19 protein-coding genes and 1 tRNA gene are annotated in these 19,583 nt (G+C 57.3%); 11 read left to right on the forward strand and 9 right to left on the reverse strand.

Features of this window, described 5'->3' with window-relative positions:
* Positions 1-26 precede the first annotated feature (26 nt).
* A tRNA-Pro gene (locus ACR0DK_RS10940) sits at positions 27-103 on the forward strand.
* An 8-nt stretch (positions 104-111) separates the two neighbouring features.
* On the opposite strand, the gene ACR0DK_RS10945 is transcribed toward ACR0DK_RS10940, so the two are convergent.
* Entirely contained in the window at positions 112-564 is a 453-nt protein-coding gene (locus tag ACR0DK_RS10945; protein ID WP_480536934.1) for a hypothetical protein, read from the reverse strand.
* 526 nt (positions 565-1,090) lie between these two features.
* Between ACR0DK_RS10945 and ACR0DK_RS10950 the strand changes: the two genes are divergently transcribed.
* Together ACR0DK_RS10950 and ACR0DK_RS10955 are read left to right on the forward strand one after the other, a co-directional pair.
* A complete protein-coding gene (locus tag ACR0DK_RS10950; RefSeq protein WP_480736127.1) occupies positions 1,091-4,708 on the forward strand; it encodes a vitamin B12-dependent ribonucleotide reductase in 3,618 nt (1,205 codons plus the stop codon).
* 543 nt (positions 4,709-5,251) lie between these two features.
* Positions 5,252-5,497, forward strand: coding sequence for an EF-hand domain-containing protein (locus ACR0DK_RS10955; RefSeq protein WP_170405941.1), 246 nt, complete (start codon positions 5,252-5,254; stop codon positions 5,495-5,497).
* Positions 5,498-5,551: 54 nt separating this feature from the next.
* Here ACR0DK_RS10955 and ACR0DK_RS10960 read toward each other — a convergent pair whose 3' ends face one another.
* Positions 5,552-7,096, reverse strand: a complete 1,545-nt coding sequence (locus ACR0DK_RS10960; RefSeq protein WP_480736129.1) for a trimethylamine methyltransferase family protein — start codon at positions 7,094-7,096, stop codon at positions 5,552-5,554.
* Positions 7,097-7,509: 413 nt separating this feature from the next.
* Between ACR0DK_RS10960 and ACR0DK_RS10965 the strand changes: the two genes are divergently transcribed.
* Complete coding sequence (locus ACR0DK_RS10965) at positions 7,510-8,028, forward strand: outer membrane beta-barrel protein (protein ID WP_170392989.1); 519 nt, start codon at positions 7,510-7,512, stop codon at positions 8,026-8,028.
* 17 nt (positions 8,029-8,045) lie between these two features.
* Here ACR0DK_RS10965 and ACR0DK_RS10970 read toward each other — a convergent pair whose 3' ends face one another.
* Positions 8,046-9,221: a pyridoxal phosphate-dependent aminotransferase gene (locus ACR0DK_RS10970; RefSeq protein ID WP_480736131.1), complete on the reverse strand. Its 1,176-nt coding sequence runs from the start codon at positions 9,219-9,221 to the stop codon at positions 8,046-8,048.
* 57 nt (positions 9,222-9,278) lie between these two features.
* Positions 9,279-9,623, reverse strand: a complete 345-nt coding sequence (locus ACR0DK_RS10975) for an MmcQ/YjbR family DNA-binding protein (RefSeq protein ID WP_170405929.1) — start codon at positions 9,621-9,623, stop codon at positions 9,279-9,281.
* A gap of 218 nt (positions 9,624-9,841) precedes the next feature.
* On the opposite strand from ACR0DK_RS10975, the gene cysS reads away from it, so the two are divergent.
* From cysS to ACR0DK_RS10990, 3 genes are read left to right on the forward strand one after another with little or no spacing between them, the layout of a single operon-like run.
* A complete protein-coding gene (gene cysS, locus ACR0DK_RS10980; protein WP_480736132.1) occupies positions 9,842-11,242 on the forward strand; it encodes a cysteine--tRNA ligase in 1,401 nt (466 codons plus the stop codon).
* Positions 11,239-12,873, forward strand: coding sequence for a citramalate synthase (gene cimA, locus ACR0DK_RS10985; RefSeq protein WP_480736134.1), 1,635 nt, complete (start codon positions 11,239-11,241; stop codon positions 12,871-12,873). The genes cysS and cimA overlap by 4 nt, the downstream gene beginning before the upstream one ends.
* 1 nt (position 12,874) lies before the next feature.
* Positions 12,875-13,651, forward strand: a complete 777-nt coding sequence (locus ACR0DK_RS10990) for a squalene/phytoene synthase family protein (RefSeq protein ID WP_170392994.1) — start codon at positions 12,875-12,877, stop codon at positions 13,649-13,651.
* A gap of 2 nt (positions 13,652-13,653) precedes the next feature.
* Here the strand turns inward: ACR0DK_RS10990 and ACR0DK_RS10995 are convergent, their stop codons facing one another.
* Positions 13,654-14,880 (reverse strand): MFS transporter, encoded by a 1,227-nt coding sequence (locus ACR0DK_RS10995; RefSeq protein WP_170421779.1) that lies wholly within the window; start codon positions 14,878-14,880, stop codon positions 13,654-13,656.
* A gap of 98 nt (positions 14,881-14,978) precedes the next feature.
* Here ACR0DK_RS10995 and ACR0DK_RS11000 point away from each other — a divergent pair, with 98 nt between their 5' ends.
* Genes ACR0DK_RS11000 through ACR0DK_RS11010 form a run of 3 tightly spaced genes read left to right on the forward strand, consistent with a single transcriptional unit; the run spans position 14,979 to position 16,603 of the window.
* Positions 14,979-15,611 (forward strand): DNA-3-methyladenine glycosylase family protein, encoded by a 633-nt coding sequence (locus ACR0DK_RS11000; RefSeq protein WP_170392996.1) that lies wholly within the window; start codon positions 14,979-14,981, stop codon positions 15,609-15,611.
* The gene (locus ACR0DK_RS11005) at positions 15,608-16,273 is read left to right on the forward strand and encodes an alpha/beta fold hydrolase (protein WP_170562612.1); all 666 of its coding nucleotides are present in this window, start codon (positions 15,608-15,610) and stop codon (positions 16,271-16,273) included. The genes ACR0DK_RS11000 and ACR0DK_RS11005 overlap by 4 nt, the downstream gene beginning before the upstream one ends.
* A 27-nt stretch (positions 16,274-16,300) precedes the next feature.
* On the forward strand, positions 16,301-16,603 hold the full coding sequence (locus tag ACR0DK_RS11010; RefSeq protein ID WP_480736137.1) for a putative quinol monooxygenase: 303 nt from the start codon (positions 16,301-16,303) through the stop codon (positions 16,601-16,603).
* 4 nt (positions 16,604-16,607) lie between these two features.
* Here the strand turns inward: ACR0DK_RS11010 and ACR0DK_RS11015 are convergent, their stop codons facing one another.
* On the reverse strand, positions 16,608-17,033 hold the full coding sequence (locus ACR0DK_RS11015; RefSeq protein WP_170562618.1) for a VOC family protein: 426 nt from the start codon (positions 17,031-17,033) through the stop codon (positions 16,608-16,610).
* A gap of 31 nt (positions 17,034-17,064) precedes the next feature.
* Entirely contained in the window at positions 17,065-17,670 is a 606-nt protein-coding gene (locus tag ACR0DK_RS11020; RefSeq protein WP_480736140.1) for an rRNA large subunit pseudouridine synthase E, read from the reverse strand.
* A 211-nt stretch (positions 17,671-17,881) separates the two neighbouring features.
* Between ACR0DK_RS11020 and ACR0DK_RS11025 the strand changes: the two genes are divergently transcribed.
* On the forward strand, positions 17,882-18,469 hold the full coding sequence (locus ACR0DK_RS11025; protein ID WP_170405905.1) for an HNH endonuclease: 588 nt from the start codon (positions 17,882-17,884) through the stop codon (positions 18,467-18,469).
* A 3-nt stretch (positions 18,470-18,472) separates the two neighbouring features.
* On the opposite strand, the gene ACR0DK_RS11030 is transcribed toward ACR0DK_RS11025, so the two are convergent.
* Both ACR0DK_RS11030 and ACR0DK_RS11035 read right to left on the reverse strand, forming a co-directional pair.
* On the reverse strand, positions 18,473-18,937 hold the full coding sequence (locus ACR0DK_RS11030) for a disulfide bond formation protein B (RefSeq protein WP_170421771.1): 465 nt from the start codon (positions 18,935-18,937) through the stop codon (positions 18,473-18,475).
* Positions 18,934-19,512 (reverse strand): YqaA family protein, encoded by a 579-nt coding sequence (locus tag ACR0DK_RS11035; protein ID WP_170393003.1) that lies wholly within the window; start codon positions 19,510-19,512, stop codon positions 18,934-18,936. The genes ACR0DK_RS11030 and ACR0DK_RS11035 overlap by 4 nt, the downstream gene beginning before the upstream one ends.
* Positions 19,513-19,583: the final 71 nt, after the last annotated feature.

The following is a 19,583-nucleotide window of genomic DNA, read 5'->3' on the forward strand; positions in this document are numbered from 1 at the left end:
CGGCACGTTTAGGAAGGCGCACGGTCCGGGGCGTGGCGCAGTCTGGTAGCGCACCTGTTTTGGGTACAGGGGGTCGTAGGTTCGAATCCTGCCGCCCCGACCATTTTTCTTCTACACTGGCGTTCCGCCATAATCGGTGTAGAGCTTGGAAAAATCCCTGTCCAAATCTTTGCTTTCAATAGGTATTCTAAGAGTTGAACCATCTTTCTGCGGAACCAGAAAGTACAACTCTGCGTCCACGCGATACCCGGCCTGATTCTTGGTCGAGCTCAGCCGCGTTACGATCTGCGGCAAGTTCTGCGGATAGCCGTTGAAGCTGAGAATCAAATAGGCCGTTGCCTCGGGCGGCAAGGTCTCGCGGCATTCAAAGATGCTTGCGGTGGTCTTGATATACTTGTCGCCCGGCCCCGCGCAGTCGGTCCTGAAGGAATTGAAAAGGTTCTGCGGATAACCGTCGAATTGCGCGCTGCGAGATGCAGGTGGTGCTTCCTGTGATGTGCAGGACACGATTAGCGCCACAATAGTTAACAATGAAATCAAACGCATGTAGAGTAGATTTCCCATCCAGAAATGTCGTGTGATTTCAAGTATGGCACGCGCTGCGATGTCGTGACGATGATTCTCTGAACATGTCCTTAACGCGGGATCGGTTGATCAATGACCTCTAACTGTGGCGGAAAACACGAGAAATCACTCTGACACATCAAGGCGGAATGGGCTGGTCGTGCGGGACATGTCTGTGGAGGAATCGCGATGCGGCGAAATTCCGCCGGTTCAGCAAAACAGGTCAAGCTAAAAGATTCCAAAAATGACCGAAAAAGCCCGTTGACCAACTATGGGAATATACGTCAGATTGTATGGGCCGAAAGACGAGCCACTAAATCTGGTAGGCAATGACCGGAAAAGGCATCGGGCGAGGGACGGAAAGCAAACCACTATGACGTAGACCGTATTCGCGGTTCTGCGCTGTTCTAGGCAGCGTCCGGTCCCTTGCGTCTCAAATTCGTCGGTAGTGCGGGCGGCACCCCGCAGCATCAAGATTTAGTGCCGGGACTTGAAATTTGGACAGATCGAAGCTGGGGCAGCGGACATGAAGATTGAAAGAAAATTCACCAAACCGGGACAGGATGCATATGCCGATCTGGATTTTGTGTCCGCAACATCCGAGATTCGCAATCCGGATGGCACAATCGTGTTCCGTCTGGACGAGATCGAAGTGCCTGCAAAATGGAGCCAGGTGGCTAGCGATGTCATCGCACAGAAGTACTTCCGCAAGGCCGGTGTTCCTTCCAAGCTGAAGAAGGTTAAGGAAAAGGACGTTCCCGAATTCCTGTGGCGATCGGTTCCTGCGGAAGATGCTGAATTTGATGGCGAAACCTCATCGAAACAGGTTTTTGATCGTCTGGCCGGCGCGTGGGCTTATTGGGGCTGGAAGGGCGGTTATTTCTCGACTGAAGAGGACGCGAGCGCCTATTTTGACGAGATGCGCTATATGCTGGCGACCCAGCGTGCAGCTCCGAACTCGCCGCAGTGGTTCAACACCGGTCTGCACTGGGCATATGGGATCGATGGCCCGGCACAGGGGCACCACTATGTTGACTACAAAACCGGCAAGCTGACCAAATCGAAATCCGCTTATGAACATCCGCAACCGCATGCGTGCTTCATCCAGTCGGTCGACGATGATCTGGTCAACGAAGGCGGCATCATGGATTTGTGGGTGCGTGAGGCGCGCCTGTTTAAGTATGGCTCGGGCACCGGAACCAACTTCAGCCATCTGCGTGCAGAGGGTGAAGCGCTTTCGGGTGGCGGCAAGTCTTCGGGCCTCATGGGATTTCTCAAGATCGGCGACCGCGCCGCTGGCGCGATCAAATCAGGCGGTACAACCCGTCGAGCAGCAAAGATGGTAATCGTCGATGCAGATCACCCGGACATCGAGCAATTCATCGAATGGAAAGTGATCGAAGAGCAGAAGGTGGCCTCGATCGTTGCCGGATCGAAGATGCACGAGAAGATGCTGAACGGTATTTTCGAGGCCATCCGGTCTTGGGACGGCTCTGCCGATGATGCCTATGATCCAAACGCAAACGACGCCCTGAAAAATGCGGTTCGCGAAGCGAAAAAGGTCGCGATCCCAGAAACTTACATCAAGCGCGTTCTGGACTACGCCAAGCAGGGCCACGATAGCATTGAATTCCCGACCTACGATACGGACTGGGATTCAGAGGCTTATAGCTCGGTCTCGGGCCAAAACTCGAACAACTCGATCCGGGTGACCAATGCGTTCCTGACCGCAGTTGAAAAAGACGCGGATTGGGAACTGATCAACCGCACCGACGGCAAGGTTGCTCGTACAGTCAAAGCACGTGATTTGTGGGAAAAGGTCGGCCACGCCGCATGGGCCTGTGCCGATCCTGGCATCCAGTTCCATGATACTGTCAACGAATGGCACACTTGCCCCGAAGACGGTGAAATCCGCGGTTCGAACCCGTGTTCGGAATACATGTTCCTCGATGACACTGCCTGTAACCTGGCGTCGATGAACTTGCTGACCTTTTTCAAGGACGGTGAGTTCCAGGCGGCGGACTATATGCACGCCTCGCGGCTTTGGACGCTGACGCTGGAAATCTCGGTGACCATGGCGCAGTTCCCGTCTAAGGAAATTGCGAAACTCTCTTACGACTTCCGCACCCTGGGTCTGGGATACGCCAACATCGGCGGCCTGTTGATGAACATGGGTTACAGCTACGACTCGGACGAGGGACGTTCGATCTGTGGCGCGCTGACCGCGATCATGACCGGTGTGGCTTATGCGACCTCGGCAGAGATTGCAGGCGAGCTTGGCCCGTTCAAAGGATATGAGCGCAACGCAGACCATATGCTGCGCGTCATCCGCAACCACCGTCGTGCGTCGCAAGGAGTGACCGAGGGGTATGAAAAACTGGCTGTTAAGCCGGTGCCTCTGGATCACGACAATTGCCCGGACAAACGTCTGATCGATCTGGCCATGTCAGCTTGGGATGAAGCGCTGAGCCTCGGCGAAAAGAACGGTTATCGCAACGCGCAGGCCACAGTTATCGCACCAACCGGCACCATCGGTCTGGTGATGGATTGCGACACGACCGGGATCGAACCGGATTTTGCGCTGGTTAAGTTCAAGAAGCTTGCGGGAGGCGGTTACTTCAAGATCATCAACCGCTCGGTGCCTTCGGCGCTTGAGAAACTGGGCTATTCCTCGGCTCAGATCGAAGAGATTGTGGGTTATGCGGTTGGTCATGGCACCATCGGCAACGCGCCGGGGATCAACCACACCTCGCTGACCGGTCATGGTTTTGGCCCGAACGAGTTGGCAAAAGTAGATGCCGCACTGGAAAGCGCGTTCGACATCCGGTTCGTCTTCAACCAGTGGACGCTGGGTGAAGACTTCTGCACCGGCGTTCTGGGCATCCCGGCGACCAAGCTGAATGACCCGACTTTCGATTTGCTGCGCCATCTGGGCTTTACCAAGGCGGATATCGACGCGGCCAACGACCATGTTTGCGGAACCATGACGCTGGAAGGTGCGCCGCATCTGAAGGAAGAGCACTATTCGATCTTCGACTGCGCCAACCCGTGCGGCAAGAAAGGCAAGCGTTTCCTTGGGGTTGATAGCCACATTACCATGATGGCTGCAGCGCAAAGCTTTATCTCGGGCGCGATCTCAAAGACGATCAACATGCCCAATGACGCGACCATCGAGGACTGCCAGAAGGCATACGAACTCAGCTGGTCGCTGGGTGTGAAGGCGAACGCGCTATACCGCGACGGCTCGAAACTGTCGCAGCCTCTGGCCGCGGCGCTGGTCGAAGATGATGACGAAGCGGCGGAAATTCTGGAAAGCGGTTCGACGCAAGAAAAAGCTGTCGTTCTGGCCGAGAAGGTGATCGAGAAGGTTGTGGTCAAGGAAATGATCCGCAGCCATCGCGAGAAACTGCCGCATCGCCGCAAGGGCTATACCCAAAAGGCGATCGTTGGCGGCCACAAGGTCTATCTGCGGACTGGCGAGTTCGAAGACGGCAAATTGGGCGAGATTTTCATTGACATGCATAAGGAAGGCGCTGGCTTCCGGGCGATGATGAACAACTTTGCCATCGCTGTGTCGGTTGGCCTGCAATACGGCGTGCCGCTGGAGGAGTTCGTCGACGCTTTCACCTTCACCAAGTTCGAACCGGCCGGGATGGTGCAGGGCAACGACTCGATCAAAAACGCGACGTCGATCCTTGATTACATCTTCCGCGAACTGGCTGTGTCCTATCTGGACCGCACTGATCTGGCGCATGTCAAACCCGAAGGCGCAACCTTCGACGATCTGGGTCGCGGCGAAGAGGATGGTCTGTCCAACGTATCGGAAATCAGTGAAAGCGCGGCGACCAAATCCTTGGAAGTGCTGAAACAAATCAGTTCAACCGGCTATCTGCGCAAACGACTGCCGCAAGACCTGATGGTCTTCAATGGCGGACAGGCTGACGTGACGGGTATGGCGGAAACCGCAGCGACATTCGAAGCACCCGCTGAGACGGCGGTTGCGACCGGAATGGACGCCCGTACCAAAGCCAAGATGCAAGGGTACGAGGGCGATCCCTGCGGCGAATGCGGAAACTACACCCTGGTGCGCAACGGCACCTGCATGAAATGCAACACCTGCGGCGCGACAAGCGGGTGTAGCTGAGTTTAGCGCCCCGGCAACCCGGGGTGCAGGGGTCGGATGCTGCCACAGTAACCGGCCCCGACGAATACGAAGCAAGGCGCTGAGACTTACCATCGATGCCTTGTTTCACTCGGCCGACATGCCCGTGTCGGCCGGGAACAGGGTGGGGCGGAATATTTGCTCCCTCCCACTCTCTCACGGGACGGGTGCGCTCGTCCCATGCGCAGTCCAGGCCGCAGGCAAAAAAACACCGGGCGGTCAACGAAATGAGCCTGGAAGGCGAAACTGACAGGGGGCTTCGGCCCCCTCTCTTTTTTCAACCCCGAGTCGTGGATTTGAGCAGGGCATTGCCGGATCATCCTGTTTGGATCGGGCAAGAGTTGCCGAAACCTGTCCTGGCCATTTCGCCCGGCAAGCCTCCGCAAATGCGACTCAGTCAAACACGCAGAGATTGGCTTGAAAGCGGCCATATCAATCTGAGCGGGTGACACGCCTTCAGGATGGCCTTTTTTTGGCGCTTGTCCGGACGCAAACACTCAAGAAAACGCAATCAGGAGGCATAACATGAAACCGCAAATTCTGGCCCTTATCTCAACCTTCGCACTTGGCCTGCCGACATTGGCCGTCGGCCAAAGCGCCGCCGATACCAACGGCGACGGAGTACTGACGATCGATGAAGTTCAGGCCGTCGTGCCTGACGTTGATGCCGAAGGCTTTGCGCAGATGGACGCAAACGGCGACGGTGCGCTAGATCAGGATGAGATCACCATCGCTGAACAAGCGGGCCTGCTGCCGCCGTCCAACGGCTGATCAAGCAGGAATGCTGGCGGCCCGGAATATCCGGGCCGCTTATTTTTCAGCGGCTTACGCGGGTAAGTAAATGTTGAACTTGCCGCGAATTTCCGCGTCCAAAAGCGGGTCGAATCTGGCCGGGGATGGCACGGCGAGGATTTCTTCCTTCCGCTTCACTGCCTTTTCGATCAGGTCCGGTTTGCCAAGCTCAACCCATTCCTTCGGAGATGATCGGTCACCAAAGGTAGGATAGACGTAATCTGCCTGCATACGGCCTAGCGTCGCATCGGTGCCAAGATAATGCCCAGGACCACCCATGCAGACTTCGGCCATCTGATCCAGTGCCAGCGTCTCGTCCGTTACCTCGATTCCGCGCACACAGCGCTGTGCCTGTCCGATCAGGTCATCGCTCAGGATCAGGCTCTCGTGGCAGAACCCCAGCAACGAGGCATGCATGCCTGCGGCCTCATACACCATGTTCAGGCCCGATAGCCCAGCCATGACGTTCGAACACATTTGTTCCCAACCGGCCTGCATGTCGGGCAATTTCGCGTCCGATGCACCAGCTGCGGCGCCACCGGGCAGATCGTAGAACTGGTGCATTTGCGCGCAGCCCGCGGTTAGCAGAGCTTGTTCACCCGAGCCGATGGACATTGCACCCGTGCGCAGGTCCAGACCAAAAGGCCAAGTGCCAAAAATCGCGGGAGCACCGGGCTTTACGGCGTTTACATAAACCAAACCCGCCAGACATTCGGCGGTGGCTTGTGTGATCGCTCCGGCAACGGTCGAGGGTGCGGTAGCTCCTGCCATGCCCGCAGAAAGCAACAAAACCGGCATTCCGGCCTTGATGCATTCTTCCATCACCTCGCAGCTTTCGGTGGCGAATTTCATCGGGGGCACAACGAAGCAGTTGGAATTGGACATGAAGGGCCGCTTACGCCACTTGTCCTCTCCGCCCGCGATCATGTGCAGCATCTCGATGGCGGGGGCCACATGGCTGGGCTCTGTGAACGACGTACCGATGTGTTTGAACGTGCCTGAGGTGGTGGCGTAGACCGTGTTCAGGTCCATCTCGAGGTTGTCCGCAATGTCGCGGCACACCATGGGACGTTGAACAAAGTGAATGTTTTCAAGCTGTTCACAGATGCGAGTCGCGTCATGCAGGTCCTGCAGGGTCGAGTCGCGGTATTCCTGCCCATGCACATCGACCATGCTGACCGCCGCGCCTGCGGTGCCATAATGGACGCGTGTCCCCGATAGCTCCAGATCCGACTTGCCATCCCGGCTGTGCAGAGTGATCGAGCGGTTGGCCTTGGCGATTGTGTCCTCGACCAATGCGCGCGGAAAGCGGATGCGGCCATCGTCGCCCAAGGTGCATCCCGCAGCCACGAGATAGTCGATCCCACTTTGTGGCGCATCAGCAAGGCCGATGGTTTCCAGAGCGGTCAGAGCGGCCTCGTGGATGCGTTCGATCTGTGCTTGGGTCAGAACCTTCAGGGTTCCGCCCTCCATACCAGGCCGAATCGGGCGAAGATGTTCCGGAAGAGCTGACGCACGGGCGGCACGACGCGCGGCGCGGCCACCGCTGCGGGATGAGTTTCGGGTTTGTTCGTTCATGTGTGTGTCCGGTCAAAAAAGTACGTTGTGGGTGAGTGTACCTAGACCAGTGCTGGCCGTCCTCGTGCCGCACGACCGCGATCCGCACCAATGGTGCGGCTGACCAGCCGAATCTTCCAAACTTCGTTATGCATCAACTTCCTCAGTCTGATGCGCCCATTGTTTCAATGCACTTCTGGACAATCTGTTCTGTTTGCGACTTTGGACTAATTTTATTGGGCCATCAGTCAAAATGAACTGGGCGCAAATCCTCGTGACTAAATGTTTTTTTCCAATTGCGGTAAGAATCTGTTAATCTGCACGTAGTTATTTGGATTTGTATCTTAGGTTTAAGTAAATACTGGGGTTGGCTGATCAGCAGATCGCTGCCTCGGGGATGCGCCCAAACCGGCAACGGATGTTTGGAGGTCTGCATGAAGTCATTACTGGCCGCACTCGCCACAGCACTGATAACAGGTGCAGGGCAGGTTGTGGCAGAAGACTGGACAGGCGCGTACGCTGGTTTCAGCTTTGGTTATGCAGATGTTGATGGGTCCGGAGGAGCAGGCGGAAGCGGGGGCAGTTTTGGCCCGCTGATCGGATACGACTATGATTTTGGAAATTTCGTGCTTGGCGGTGAGTTGGAATATAACCGCCTGAATCTTGATCTGGGACAATCCGAAGGAAGCCTTGATAGTATGTCGCGATTGAAGTTGCGCGGCGGCTACGACTTTGGATCAGCCCTTGGCTATGTTGTCTTGGGAACCGCGCGGGCCAGTACGTCGGGTGACAGTGATACGGCAGCCGTTTACGGGATCGGTGTTGCCTATCCGCTTGGCGATCGGTTTGTAATCAGTGGCGAAGCGCTGCGGCAGAACTTCGATGATATACCGGAGTCTGGTCGAAGCCTCGACGCAAATGTGTTCAACTTGCGCACCACATTCCGCTTCTGAAACTCGGTGGTCGATTGTCATCCATCTGCCAATTGAGCGGCAAATTCGCATAGGGTCTGTAGCGATGTGACGAATTTCTCGTCATCGATTGTCATGGCCACGCGGATGTGACCTGCGGCGGCAGAACCAAAGCTCTCACCGGGCATCACAGCGATGGCATGCGTGTCCAGCAGCGCATTTGCGAACACATCGCCGCTAAGACCCGTAGCCCGGATATCCAGCATCAGATACATCGCGCCTTGCGCCGGTATTAAGGTGACGACCTGCTGCGCAGCCAGCACTTCAATCGCCAGAGCGCGGCGGCGGCGAAACGGCGCGGCGATCTTGTCTTCGAGAGGTTGTCCCACGCTCAGCGCATAGTTGGCCGCATCCTGTATAAAGCCGGGCACACCATAGGTTGTGTGTGTTGCCAAGTTGATCAGGTGGTCGATCACGCCTTCCGGAGCAACGATCCACCCACAACGCGAGCCAGTCATGGCATGAGATTTCGACATTGAACCCACGACCAGAGTGCGCTCAGCCATGCCGGGTAGGGCGCGCGGTGACAGGTGTTCACCCTCCCAAACCTGCGTGTCGTAGACTTCATCGGAAATCAGCCATAGATCGCGGCGCTGACAAACCTCGGCGATGGCAGAAAGTGTTTCGGCGGAATAGACCACACCAGTTGGATTGTTTGGGGAGTTTATCAGCAGCGACACCGCCCCGCCTGCCGCGCCATCGATATCGGAAGCACGAGGTTGGAACAAATCTTCGGCGCGTGTTTCTATGCGTTTGGCTTCCGCTCCAACGCCACGGATCGTGCCGGGGTAGGTGGCATAATACGGATCCAGGTAGAGCGCGATATCGCCCGGATCGCAAAGCGCGGTGTGCGCCGCAAACAACGCGGCCTGACCGCCGGGGGTTATGATGACATTGTTGCGAGTGGTCGCTACACCTGTTCGCATTTGGACACGGGCGGCCACAGTATCACGCAGCAGATCAGTGCCCGGAACCATCGCGTATCCTGTGTGCCCGCTGCGGGCCGAACTTTCCATGGCCGACAATATTGACTGATCGGTCCGAATGTCATGCTCGCCGATCGTCAACTCGGTAACGGCATGGCCTTCGGCAATCATCCGACGCGCGCGGATGAACACCTCCCAGCCGTCTGATCCATCCTCGGTCAGATGCGTGATGCGATGCGATAGTTTCAAGGGATTCTCCCGACCGGCTATGACGCCGAATGGGGCAAAGCACAGCAATTTTGTCAATCAGCTTCGCGGCGGCAAACTCGCCTGTATCTTCTTGGTCAGCGATGCACGGACGATATCGTATGAGGTGATCAGGCGATGTTGCATCTCGTCGGCGTCGGTTTCCCACGGCAGGCGAACCCAGCTGCGGTGAAAATACGGGGCCTTGGTGCCAATCCCTGCGTCGATCAACATCTGCGCGGTCTCAATGTCGGGAGTCTTGACCGATACACCATCCCCGACCGAGCCGACGCAGGCGAACATCTTGCCGCCAACTTTCCATGCGTCGTGGCCGCCACCCCAAGGGTCCGAAAGTTCGGCACCGGGCAGGTCTGCGCATACGGAATTGACGTAATCACGGGTCATGGTGGGCAGACTGCCTCTGTGGAGGTTGAAACTCAAGGCTTGGCTCAGCATCAATCCCGTGCTAGGCAAAGCGCATGAACCGGAAAACTTGCATCATTATCTGCTGCATTACCTGCTGATTTCTCAAGCGGGCCGGTTTCTTTCGTTTTCATCTCTGAGACAAGTTGCTAAGCCCGCGCCAACGCGTGACGTATATGCTGTTTCAGGAGCACGACCCGATGACGACGATCAAACTGCACAACACAAGGACACGGACGAAAGAGGATTTCGCGCCGATCGATCCCGATAATGTGCGGATGTATGTCTGTGGTCCGACGGTCTATGATCGGGCGCATCTGGGGAACGCACGGCCTGTGGTTGTGTTCGACGTGCTCTATCGTTTGTTGCGGCATGTATACGGTGCTGATCACGTGACCTATGTCCGCAATTTCACCGACGTGGACGACAAGATCAACGCCACCGCATTGTCGCGCAAGAAGGCTGGGGCTGACGGGTCTTTGGAACAGTTGGTGCAGGAACGTTCGGACGAAACCATCGGCTGGTATCTGCACGACATGGGCGCGCTGGGGGCGTTGGAACCCAACGCGATGCCGCGCGCCACAGAGTATATCGCGCAGATGATTGCGATGATCGAAGACCTGATGGCCAAGGGGCACGCTTATGCTGCCGAGGGTCACGTGTTGTTCGCGGTGGACAGCTGGAAGGAACACTATGGTGCGCTGTCGGGGCGGTCGGTTGATGACATGATCGCCGGGGCGCGGGTCGAGGTCGCGCCTTACAAGAAGAACCCGATGGATTTCGTGCTTTGGAAGCCGTCGACCGATGAGTTGCCCGGATGGGACAGCCCCTGGGGCCGTGGGCGTCCTGGCTGGCACATTGAGTGCTCAGCGATGAGCTATGAACTGTTGGGCGAGAGCTTTGACATTCATGGCGGCGGCAACGACCTGATGTTCCCACATCATGAGAATGAGATTGCTCAGAGCAAATGCGCCCATCCGCATGGCGAGTTCGCGCGTGTCTGGATGCACAATGAGATGCTGCAGGTCGAGGGGAAGAAGATGTCCAAATCACTGGGCAATTTCTTCACCGTTCATGATCTGCTTGAGCAGGGTGTGCCGGGTGAAGTGATCCGGTTTGTGTTCCTGCAGACCCATTATCGCAAGCCGATGGACTGGACCGAGAAGAAGGCGCGCGAAGCCGAGGCAACATTGCGCAAGTGGCGGGCGTTGACAGCGGGCATCGAGCCCGCCGCCACCGCGGCACCTGCGGTCATCGATGCGCTTGCGGATGATCTGAACACGGCAGGTGCCATCGCGGAACTGCATCGTTTGGCTGCAGATGGTGATGCTTCGGCTTTGCTGGCAAGTGCGCAGCTGGTTGGACTGTTGGGGGACGATATGGGCGCTTGGGCCGAGACCGCTTCGGCTAATCTGTCGTCTCATGCAGAAAAGCTGGCCGCTGCGCGCGCGTTTGCGATGCAGAGCAAGGATTTCTCTGAGGTTGATCGTCTAAAGGCGGCATATATCGCCGTCGGGCTTGAGGTTCGGATGAGCAAGGATGGTGTGGAATTGGTACCCGGCGCCGGATTCGACGCCGCCAAGCTGGAGGGGGTCGAATGACCAAGGAACGCCTTTACCTCTACGACACCACGTTGCGCGACGGGCAGCAAACTCAGGGTGTGCAGTTCTCGACAGCCGAGAAGGTGCAGATCGCGCAGGCGTTGGATTCGCTGGGGATTGATTACATCGAAGGGGGTTGGCCCGGAGCGAACCCGACCGACAGTGCGTTTTTTGAGAGCGCGCCTGAGACGTCGGCCTGTATGACGGCGTTTGGAATGACCAAACGCTCGGGCAGGTCGGCTGAGAATGATGACGTTCTGGCGGCTGTAATGAACGCGGGAACACCAGCCGTTTGTCTGGTTGGGAAATCGCACGATTACCACGTGACCCACGCGCTTGGTATCACGCTGGAGGAAAACACCGAGAATGTTCGCGCCTCGGTCGCGCATATCGTGGCGCAGGGGCGGGAGGCTCTGTTTGATGCCGAGCATTTTTTTGATGGCTACAAGGACAACCCGGAATATGCGGTTGAAGTCTGCCGCGCTGCGCTCGATGCAGGGGCACGGTGGGTGGTTCTGTGTGACACCAATGGCGGAGCATTGCCGGCAGAGGTCGGGCGGATCGTATCCGAGGTGATTGCGGCCGGTCTGCCGGGGGATCGGCTGGGCATTCATACGCATAACGACACCGAGAACGCAGTGGCGTGCTCGCTGGCTGCAGTCGATGCGGGGGCGCGGCAGATTCAAGGTACGTTGAATGGGTTGGGAGAGCGCTGTGGCAATGCCAACCTGACCGCTTTGATCCCAACGCTGATGCTGAAAGAACCCTATGCCTCGTGCTATGAGATCGGAGTGATGCCCGAGGCGCTGGCCGGGCTGACGCGCATCAGCCGGATGCTGAATGATATCCTGAACCGAGTGCCCAGCAAGCAGAGCGCCTATGTGGGCGCGTCGGCTTTTGCGCATAAGGCCGGGCTGCATGCCAGCGCGATCCTCAAGGACCCGACAACCTATGAGCATATCGATCCGGCAAGTGTTGGAAATGCGCGCATCATTCCGATGTCAAACCAGGCTGGGCAATCGAACCTGCGTAAACGTCTGACCGATGCGGGATTGGCCGTAGAAGCGGGCGATCCGGCGTTGGGACGTATCCTTGAGCGGATAAAACTGCGCGAGGCCGAGGGGTATTCCTACGACACCGCGCAGGCTAGTTTTGAGCTGCTGGCGCGGGATGAGCTGGGGCAATTGCCCGAATTCTTTGAGGTCAAGCGCTACAAGGTGACCGTTGAACGTCGAAAAAACAAATACAACAAGATGGTCAGCCTGTCTGAGGCGGTTGTTGTTGTGAAAGTGGATGGCGAGAAGAAGCTGTCGGTCAGTGAGTCGTTGGACGAAAGCGGTAGCGATCGCGGTCCGGTGAACGCGCTTGCCAAAGCTCTGGCTAAGGATTTGGGGCAGTATTCGCAGATACTGTCGGATATGCGGCTGGTCGACTTCAAGGTGCGCATCACTCAGGGCGGGACCGAGGCGGTCACGCGCGTGATCATTGACAGCGAAGACGGGCAAGGGCGGCGCTGGTCTACGGTTGGGGTGAGTGCGAACATAATTGATGCCTCGTTCGAAGCGCTGCTGGATGCGATTCAGTGGAAACTGGTGAGCGATTGCGCCCCGCAGTCAGCGGCCGCCGAATAAGGTGGAGTTCGACGACGACATCAAGGCTTGTGCTGCGCTGGTTCATCGGGCCGATCCTGATCGCTTTATGGCTGCCATGGCCGCGCCAGTTGAGGCACGGGCAGTTTTGTTCCCGATTTATGCGCTGAACGTCGAGGTGGCCCGTGCCCCGTGGGTGACGCAAGAGAGCATGATCGCCGAGATGCGGCTGCAATGGTGGCGCGATGCCTTGCAAGAGATTGCCGAAGGTCCATCTGTTCGTCGGCACGAGGTTGTTACGCCATTGTCGCGCGTGATTTCTCCGCATCTGGCAGCGCTGCTGGATGAATATGTGGCCGTAAGGCGTTGGGATATCTATCTTGATCCGTTCGAGGATGAGGCGCATTTTGACGCCTATATTGCCCATAGCGCTGGGACATTAATGGTGGTGTCGGCGCAGGCTTTGGGTTCGGCGGATGAAACTGTTCTGCGTGATTTCGGATATGCAGCGGGGATCGCGAATTGGCTGCGCGCAATTCCCGAGCTTGAGGCACGTGGGCGCATTCCTTTGCTGGACGGAACCCATGACGGGGTTCGGGCGCTGGCGCAGAAGGCTTTGGACCGATTGGCGCAGGCGCGGTCCGCCCGCAACGAGGTCTCGGCACAAGCACGGCCTGCGCTCTATGCGGGGTGGCAGACGGAATGGGTGTTGCGGACTGCATTGGCCAGACCGGACCGGGTGGCCGCAGGTGCGTTGGCTCAGGGTGAAATCCGACGTCGGTTTACGCTGATGAAAACCGCAGCGACCGGGCGCTGGTAACGTCAGACGGTTTGTGGGTCCGAAGGCCTCAGAACTAGCCACAGCAGCGCGCCACCTGCAAGGGTCAGCAGCGGGATCATGGCGAGGTTTACGGCCGTCCAACCCTCGACCGCTGAACCGCCCGAGCAGTTCATCAATCCGCCAGAGGCAAGCGAGGCAAAAGTCACGCCGCCAAACACCAGCAAGTCATTCAGGCCCTGCATTCGACCGCGTTCGTGCACTTCATGCGAGTCTGCCAACATGCTGGTGGCGCCAATGAAGCCAAAGTTCCATCCGATGCCAAGCAGGATCAGGGCGACGAAAAAGTTACCTAGATCAACACCTTGCAAGGCGACAATGCCTGCGCCGCCAAGGATCGCCAAACCGAGAGCTACGATCTTTTCGACCCCAAACCGCGCGATCAGGTGGCCGGTGAAGAAGCTGGGAATGTACATCGCCAGTACGTGGCTGGTGACGATATCCGCGGCATCACCTTCGGTATATCCGCACCCGACGACGGCCAAAGGTGTAGACGTCATTACAAGGTTCATCAGCGCGTAGGAAACCATTGCGCAGATGATCGCTACTGCGATGCGTGGAGTTTTCAGCAACTCCATCCGTGTGCGACCTTTGGGTTCATCTTCGGTCGGTTTCGGCGGAGTAGGGATGTCGAGAAAGAAGAACAGGGCTGAGCCGATTACGTTGATCGCGATCACCGCCAGATAAGTGCCCAAAAACGGGACCACATACGCTTGCGAAGTCAGCTTGACGATCTGAGGGCCGATGATCGCCGCCGCAAGCCCTCCGGCCATGACGTATGAGATCGCCTTGGGCCGGAACGCATCCGATGCAGTGTCAGCCGCTGCAAAGCGATAAAAGCCATGTGCGCTCATGTATATGCCGGTCAGGAAGCTGCCAATTAGGAAGATCGGGAACGAGCCGAGATAAAGGCCGTAAGCCCCGATAACGCCCCCTGCGGCACCTGCGGTTGATCCCACAAGAAACCCGGCACGGCGTCCCCAGCGTTGCATGATGGCCGAAATCGGCGTGGCCGCCAGCATTGAACCCAGAACGATCAGTGAAATCGGCAGCGTCGCAAGGCAAGCGTTGCTGGCCAGCGATTGGCCTGCCAGCCCGCCGACGATGAACATCATGGGCATCTGTGCACCCAGGATTGCCTGTGCTGCCACCAAAACGGCAACGTTGCGTTTGGCCTGACTATCGTCAGGGGTGGCAGCGATCATTGTCATGGGCGAATGGTTATCTACGATTGAGACTTGGCACAAGCGGGTTGCATATGCGGTACATCCGCCTAACGTGCGGACAAGGATCACTTATCGGAGAGCGCATGTCCGTCGGACGCATCATCGAAACACCGGACTGCGTTACCGAAGGGGCCGAGTGGTTGGCTGAGGCCTGCCCGCGGATGGCTTATGCGATGGAGCAAACCGGACCCCTGCCACTCAGGCGCAAGCCTGACGGGTTCGCCCAATTGCTCAGCGCGATTGTCAGTCAGCAGGTCAGCGTGGCCTCGGCAAACGCAATCTGGAAGAGGCTGCAGGACGCAAAACTGACCGGTCCGCGCAAGATTATGTGGGCCACTGATGATGATCTGCGCGCTGTGGGTCTCAGCCGTCAGAAAATTCGCTATGCCCGCGCCTTGGCTGAGGCGCGGATCGATTACAAAGCGTTGCGTGATGCGCCAGATGACGAAGTGGTCGCAATTCTGACCGAGGTACCGGGAATCGGTGTCTGGACTGCCGAGATTTATGCGATGTTTTCGCTGGGTCGCGCCGATGTGATTGCACCGGGCGATCTGGCCTTACAGGAAGCTGCACGCATCCTCTATGAATTGCCAGAACGACCAAAAGACAAAGAGTTACGCCAGATGGCTGAAGCATGGTCGCCGTGGCGATCGGTTGCGGCGCGGGTGCTGTGGGCCTATTACCGGGTTGCAAAAGACAGAGAAGGGATCAGATGACACGGGTTTTGAACGCGCTCAGGAAAGAGCCGGTTTCAGGCGACACACGCTCGGTCGTGGTGTTTGTGCATGGTTATGGTGCAAACGGGGCCGATCTATTGGGGCTGGCTGATCCGTTGGGCGAGCATCTGCCGGATACGTTGTTTGTAGCTCCGGACGCGCCTGAACAGATCATCGGTATGCCCAACGGTTTCCAGTGGTTCCCGATCCCGTGGATTGATGGCTCATCCGAGGAGGAAGCCCGACGGGGTATGGAAATGGCGGTTGAGGATTTCAACGCGTTCCTTGATGCGCTGATGGTGGATGAGGATGTCCTGCCAGAGCAGGTAGTGCTGTTCGGTTTCAGCCAGGGAACGATGATGAGCTTACATATAGCCCCGCGCCGCGAGGACCCAGTGGCGGGGATCGTAGCGTTCTCGGGACGTTTGCTGGAACCTGATTTGCTGCCGGACGAAACCGTCAGTCGCATGCCGATCCTGCTGGTGCATGGCGATGCTGATGACGTTGTACCGCCGCAATCGTTGCCAGAAGCAGCTGAGGCACTTCAGGCGGCCGGGTTCAAAGAGGTTTATGCCCATATAATGAAGGGCACCGGCCACGGGATTGCTCCGGATGGCTTGAGTGTTGCGCTGGCCTTCATGCGGGATAAGTTGAGCCTCTGACTTGCGGGGCGATCTAAGGAGAGCATGATGCTGATCGTGACAGGAGTGGTCGAAGTTTCAGATGCAGGGGTCGAGAAAGCCATTGCCGCTGCGCAGGTGATGGTTGCGGAAACCCTGAAAGAACCCGGATGCCTGATCTATGAATTCAGTCAAATCCTGGGTCAGGCGACCCGCTTTCGGGTCTATGAGGAATGGCAGGATCAGGCCGCGCTTGAGGCCCATTTCGCGACCCCTCATATGGCTGCTTTTCAGGCGGCGCTTGGCGAGGTCGGCGTTGTCTTTAGCGAAATCTACCGTGTGATCGGGGGCGAGAAGCAGCCGCTTCGCTGATCGATCACTCCCAAAGCTTTCCTTCCGAGAATTCGACCGAATTGCCTGCAGGGTCTCGTACATAGAGCGACCGGGCTCCGTTGGGCCAGTCGAACTCGGCATCGACAGGGATGTTCCAGTCCAACAGATGCTTGCGCATCACGGTGATTTCATCGCGGCTCAGGACAAGGCAAACATGGCTGGGACCGCGCGCCCCATGCGGTGGGACTGGCAGATCGGGGTTTCCTGGCGGTTTCTCGGTTTCGCTGGCATTGAACAGCAACAGGACGGACCCGCCGATCCGATAGAACACATGGCGGTCGGTGACGCGCTGGATTTTCTCTAGCCCCAATATCTGACCATAGAAATCCTCGGCCGCATCTAGATCGTCGACATACAGCGCGGCTTCCAGGATGGCAGACGGGGCAGGGATATCCGGTGTTACCTTCATGCCCTAAGCCTATCACATCACGCAGTTTTTGTCACCGGCGCGGGCGGCGGTCCCGCTTGCGCGACGGTGCTGCGTCAACAGCTGGCATCGGCAGGCTTTCCCACTGACCGGGGTCAAGGCCGTCCAAAGACCAATCTCCAACACGGGCTCGGATCAGGCGCAGAGTTGGGTGCCCGACTGCGGCTGTCATCCGGCGAACCTGACGGTTGCGGCCCTCTTTGATTGTCAGTTCAACCCAACTGTCGGGCACCGTTTGGCGAACCCGGATCGGCGGGGTGCGTGGCCACAGCCATTCGGGTTCGTCAATCAGCCGCACCTTGGCGAGGCGCGTCAAACCATCCTTAAGTTCAACACCTTCCCGCAACGCCTTTAGCGCCGCTGTATCGGGAATGCCTTCGACCTGAACCCAGTATGTCTTAGGCATCTTGTGCTTGGGGTCTGATATCTGCGCCTGCAATCGCCCATTATCAGTCAGCAGCATCAAACCCTCGCTATCCCGGTCCAAGCGTCCCGCAGGATAGACACCGGGCAGGTCGATGAATTCCGACAGCGTGCTGCGGGGCGAGTCAGAATTGGCGCGGTCGGTGAACTGCGGCAATACATCGTAAGGTTTGTTGAAACGGATGAACCAGGACATGCCCCGCCATAGCTTGCAGACCACATCTGCGCAACCTGTGGATAAGTGTCACTTATCTGTTACGTATGCGGCCTAACCAATACCCGAGATGTTGTGTGAACTCGGCACTTGTCAGAGATTTAACACGATATATAGTTAACTTAAGGCCGGGGCGGGTGTTCCCCGCTCTGATGTCACAAACGGGCAGTACAGAGCGAGGAGCGATTCTGTTATGGACGGAGACTTCAGGACCGAATTTGTCAGGGAAACCGGTGCGCTCAAGCATCATCCGGCATTGGTTTTGAACGCCGATTACAGACCTCTTTCCTACTACCCGTTGTCTTTATGGCCGTGGCAGGAGGCGATCAAAGCCGCCTGGCTGGACAGGGTGGATATTGTTGCGGAATATGACGAGGTTGTCCGCAGTCCCAGTACCGAGATCCGAATACCCTCGGTCGTTGTCCTGAAAGACTATGTAAAACCCAGAAAGCGCGTGGCCTTCACGCGCTTTAATTTATTCTTGCGGGATGAATTCAAATGCCAGTACTGCGGCAGCCGTGAAAACCTGACCTTTGATCATGTTGTACCGCGTGCTGCGGGCGGGGTCACAAGTTGGCAGAATGTCGTTGCAGCGTGCAGCCCGTGCAATCTGCGCAAGGGCTCAAAATCCCTGCGACAAGCCAGAATGTCTCTGAATAAACCGCCGCGTCAGCCGGATGCTGAGGCTTTGCGCAATATCGGTCGGAAGTTCCCCCCGAACCATCTGCACGAAAGCTGGATCGACTTCCTCTACTGGGATGCCGAACTGGATCAGCTATGAACCCTAGCGCGCGCGCCAGGCTGCGATCCAGATCAGGACCAGACCCGTCGAAATCAATCCATTCCAGCCCGCCATGGAAATCCCGAACATCTCCCACGGGATGTCATCGCAACGCACGAGCGGGGCGGACATGATCTGATCCATTAACTCTTCGGCACTCAGACCACCGATATCACCAGATGTGCAGGTCGATGGGCCCTCCCACCAGCCTTGCTCGACCCCAGCATGGTAAAACCCTATTCCCGCCGTTGTGGCCGCTGCCAGAGCGCCTAGTAGGGGCAGGGGGCGGACGCCCGGGAAGGCAAAGGCTAGAGCACCAAGAATCACTGCGACACCATGAGGATACCGCTGCCAGATGCACATTTTGCACGGCGCGAGCCCACCGATGTACTGAAAGCCCCAAGCCCCAAGTAGCAACGCGGCCGAGCCGGATGCGGCAACCAGAACCAGAAGTCTTTTGCGCGTCATAAGTATTTCACCACAAGAAAGCCGCCAAACAGCAGGATTATGAATAGGGTAAACATCAAACCCAACCGTTTTTCGATGAAGTCACGGATTGGTTCCCCAAATTTCCACAGCAGCCCGGCCACAAGAAAGAAGCGCAAGGCGCGCGCCAGGATCGAGGTGGCTATGAACGTCCCAATCGGCATCCCGGTCCAGCCCGACATGATGGTGATGACCTTATATGGGAAAGGCGTCACACCAGCCGCCAGCACGGCCCAGAAGCCGAAATCATTGAAGCGGGTATTGAATTCTTCCATTGCGTGGGCTTTGCCCATGGCTTCCAGAACAGGCTGCCCAAGGCTTTCGTAAAAGAATGCCCCAATTGCATAACCCAATATCCCACCCAGCACCGAGGCAACCAAGGCGACCGTCGCGATCAGCCAGGCCCGCGACGGACGCGCAAGGATCATGGGAATCATCAAAACATCGGGTGGGATCGGAAAAAACGAACTTTCGACAAAAGCCACAACAGCCAGCGCCCAGAGCGCATGAGGATGTTCGGCCAGACGAATGGTCCAGTCATAAAGGGATCGCAACATGAAGAATAAGTATCCTGGTAACCGCTGCGGCAAGCCAAACCATGCACCCGACTGACCGTCAACCTCCTTCG

The organism is Ruegeria sp. CE6, assembly GCF_056537485.1.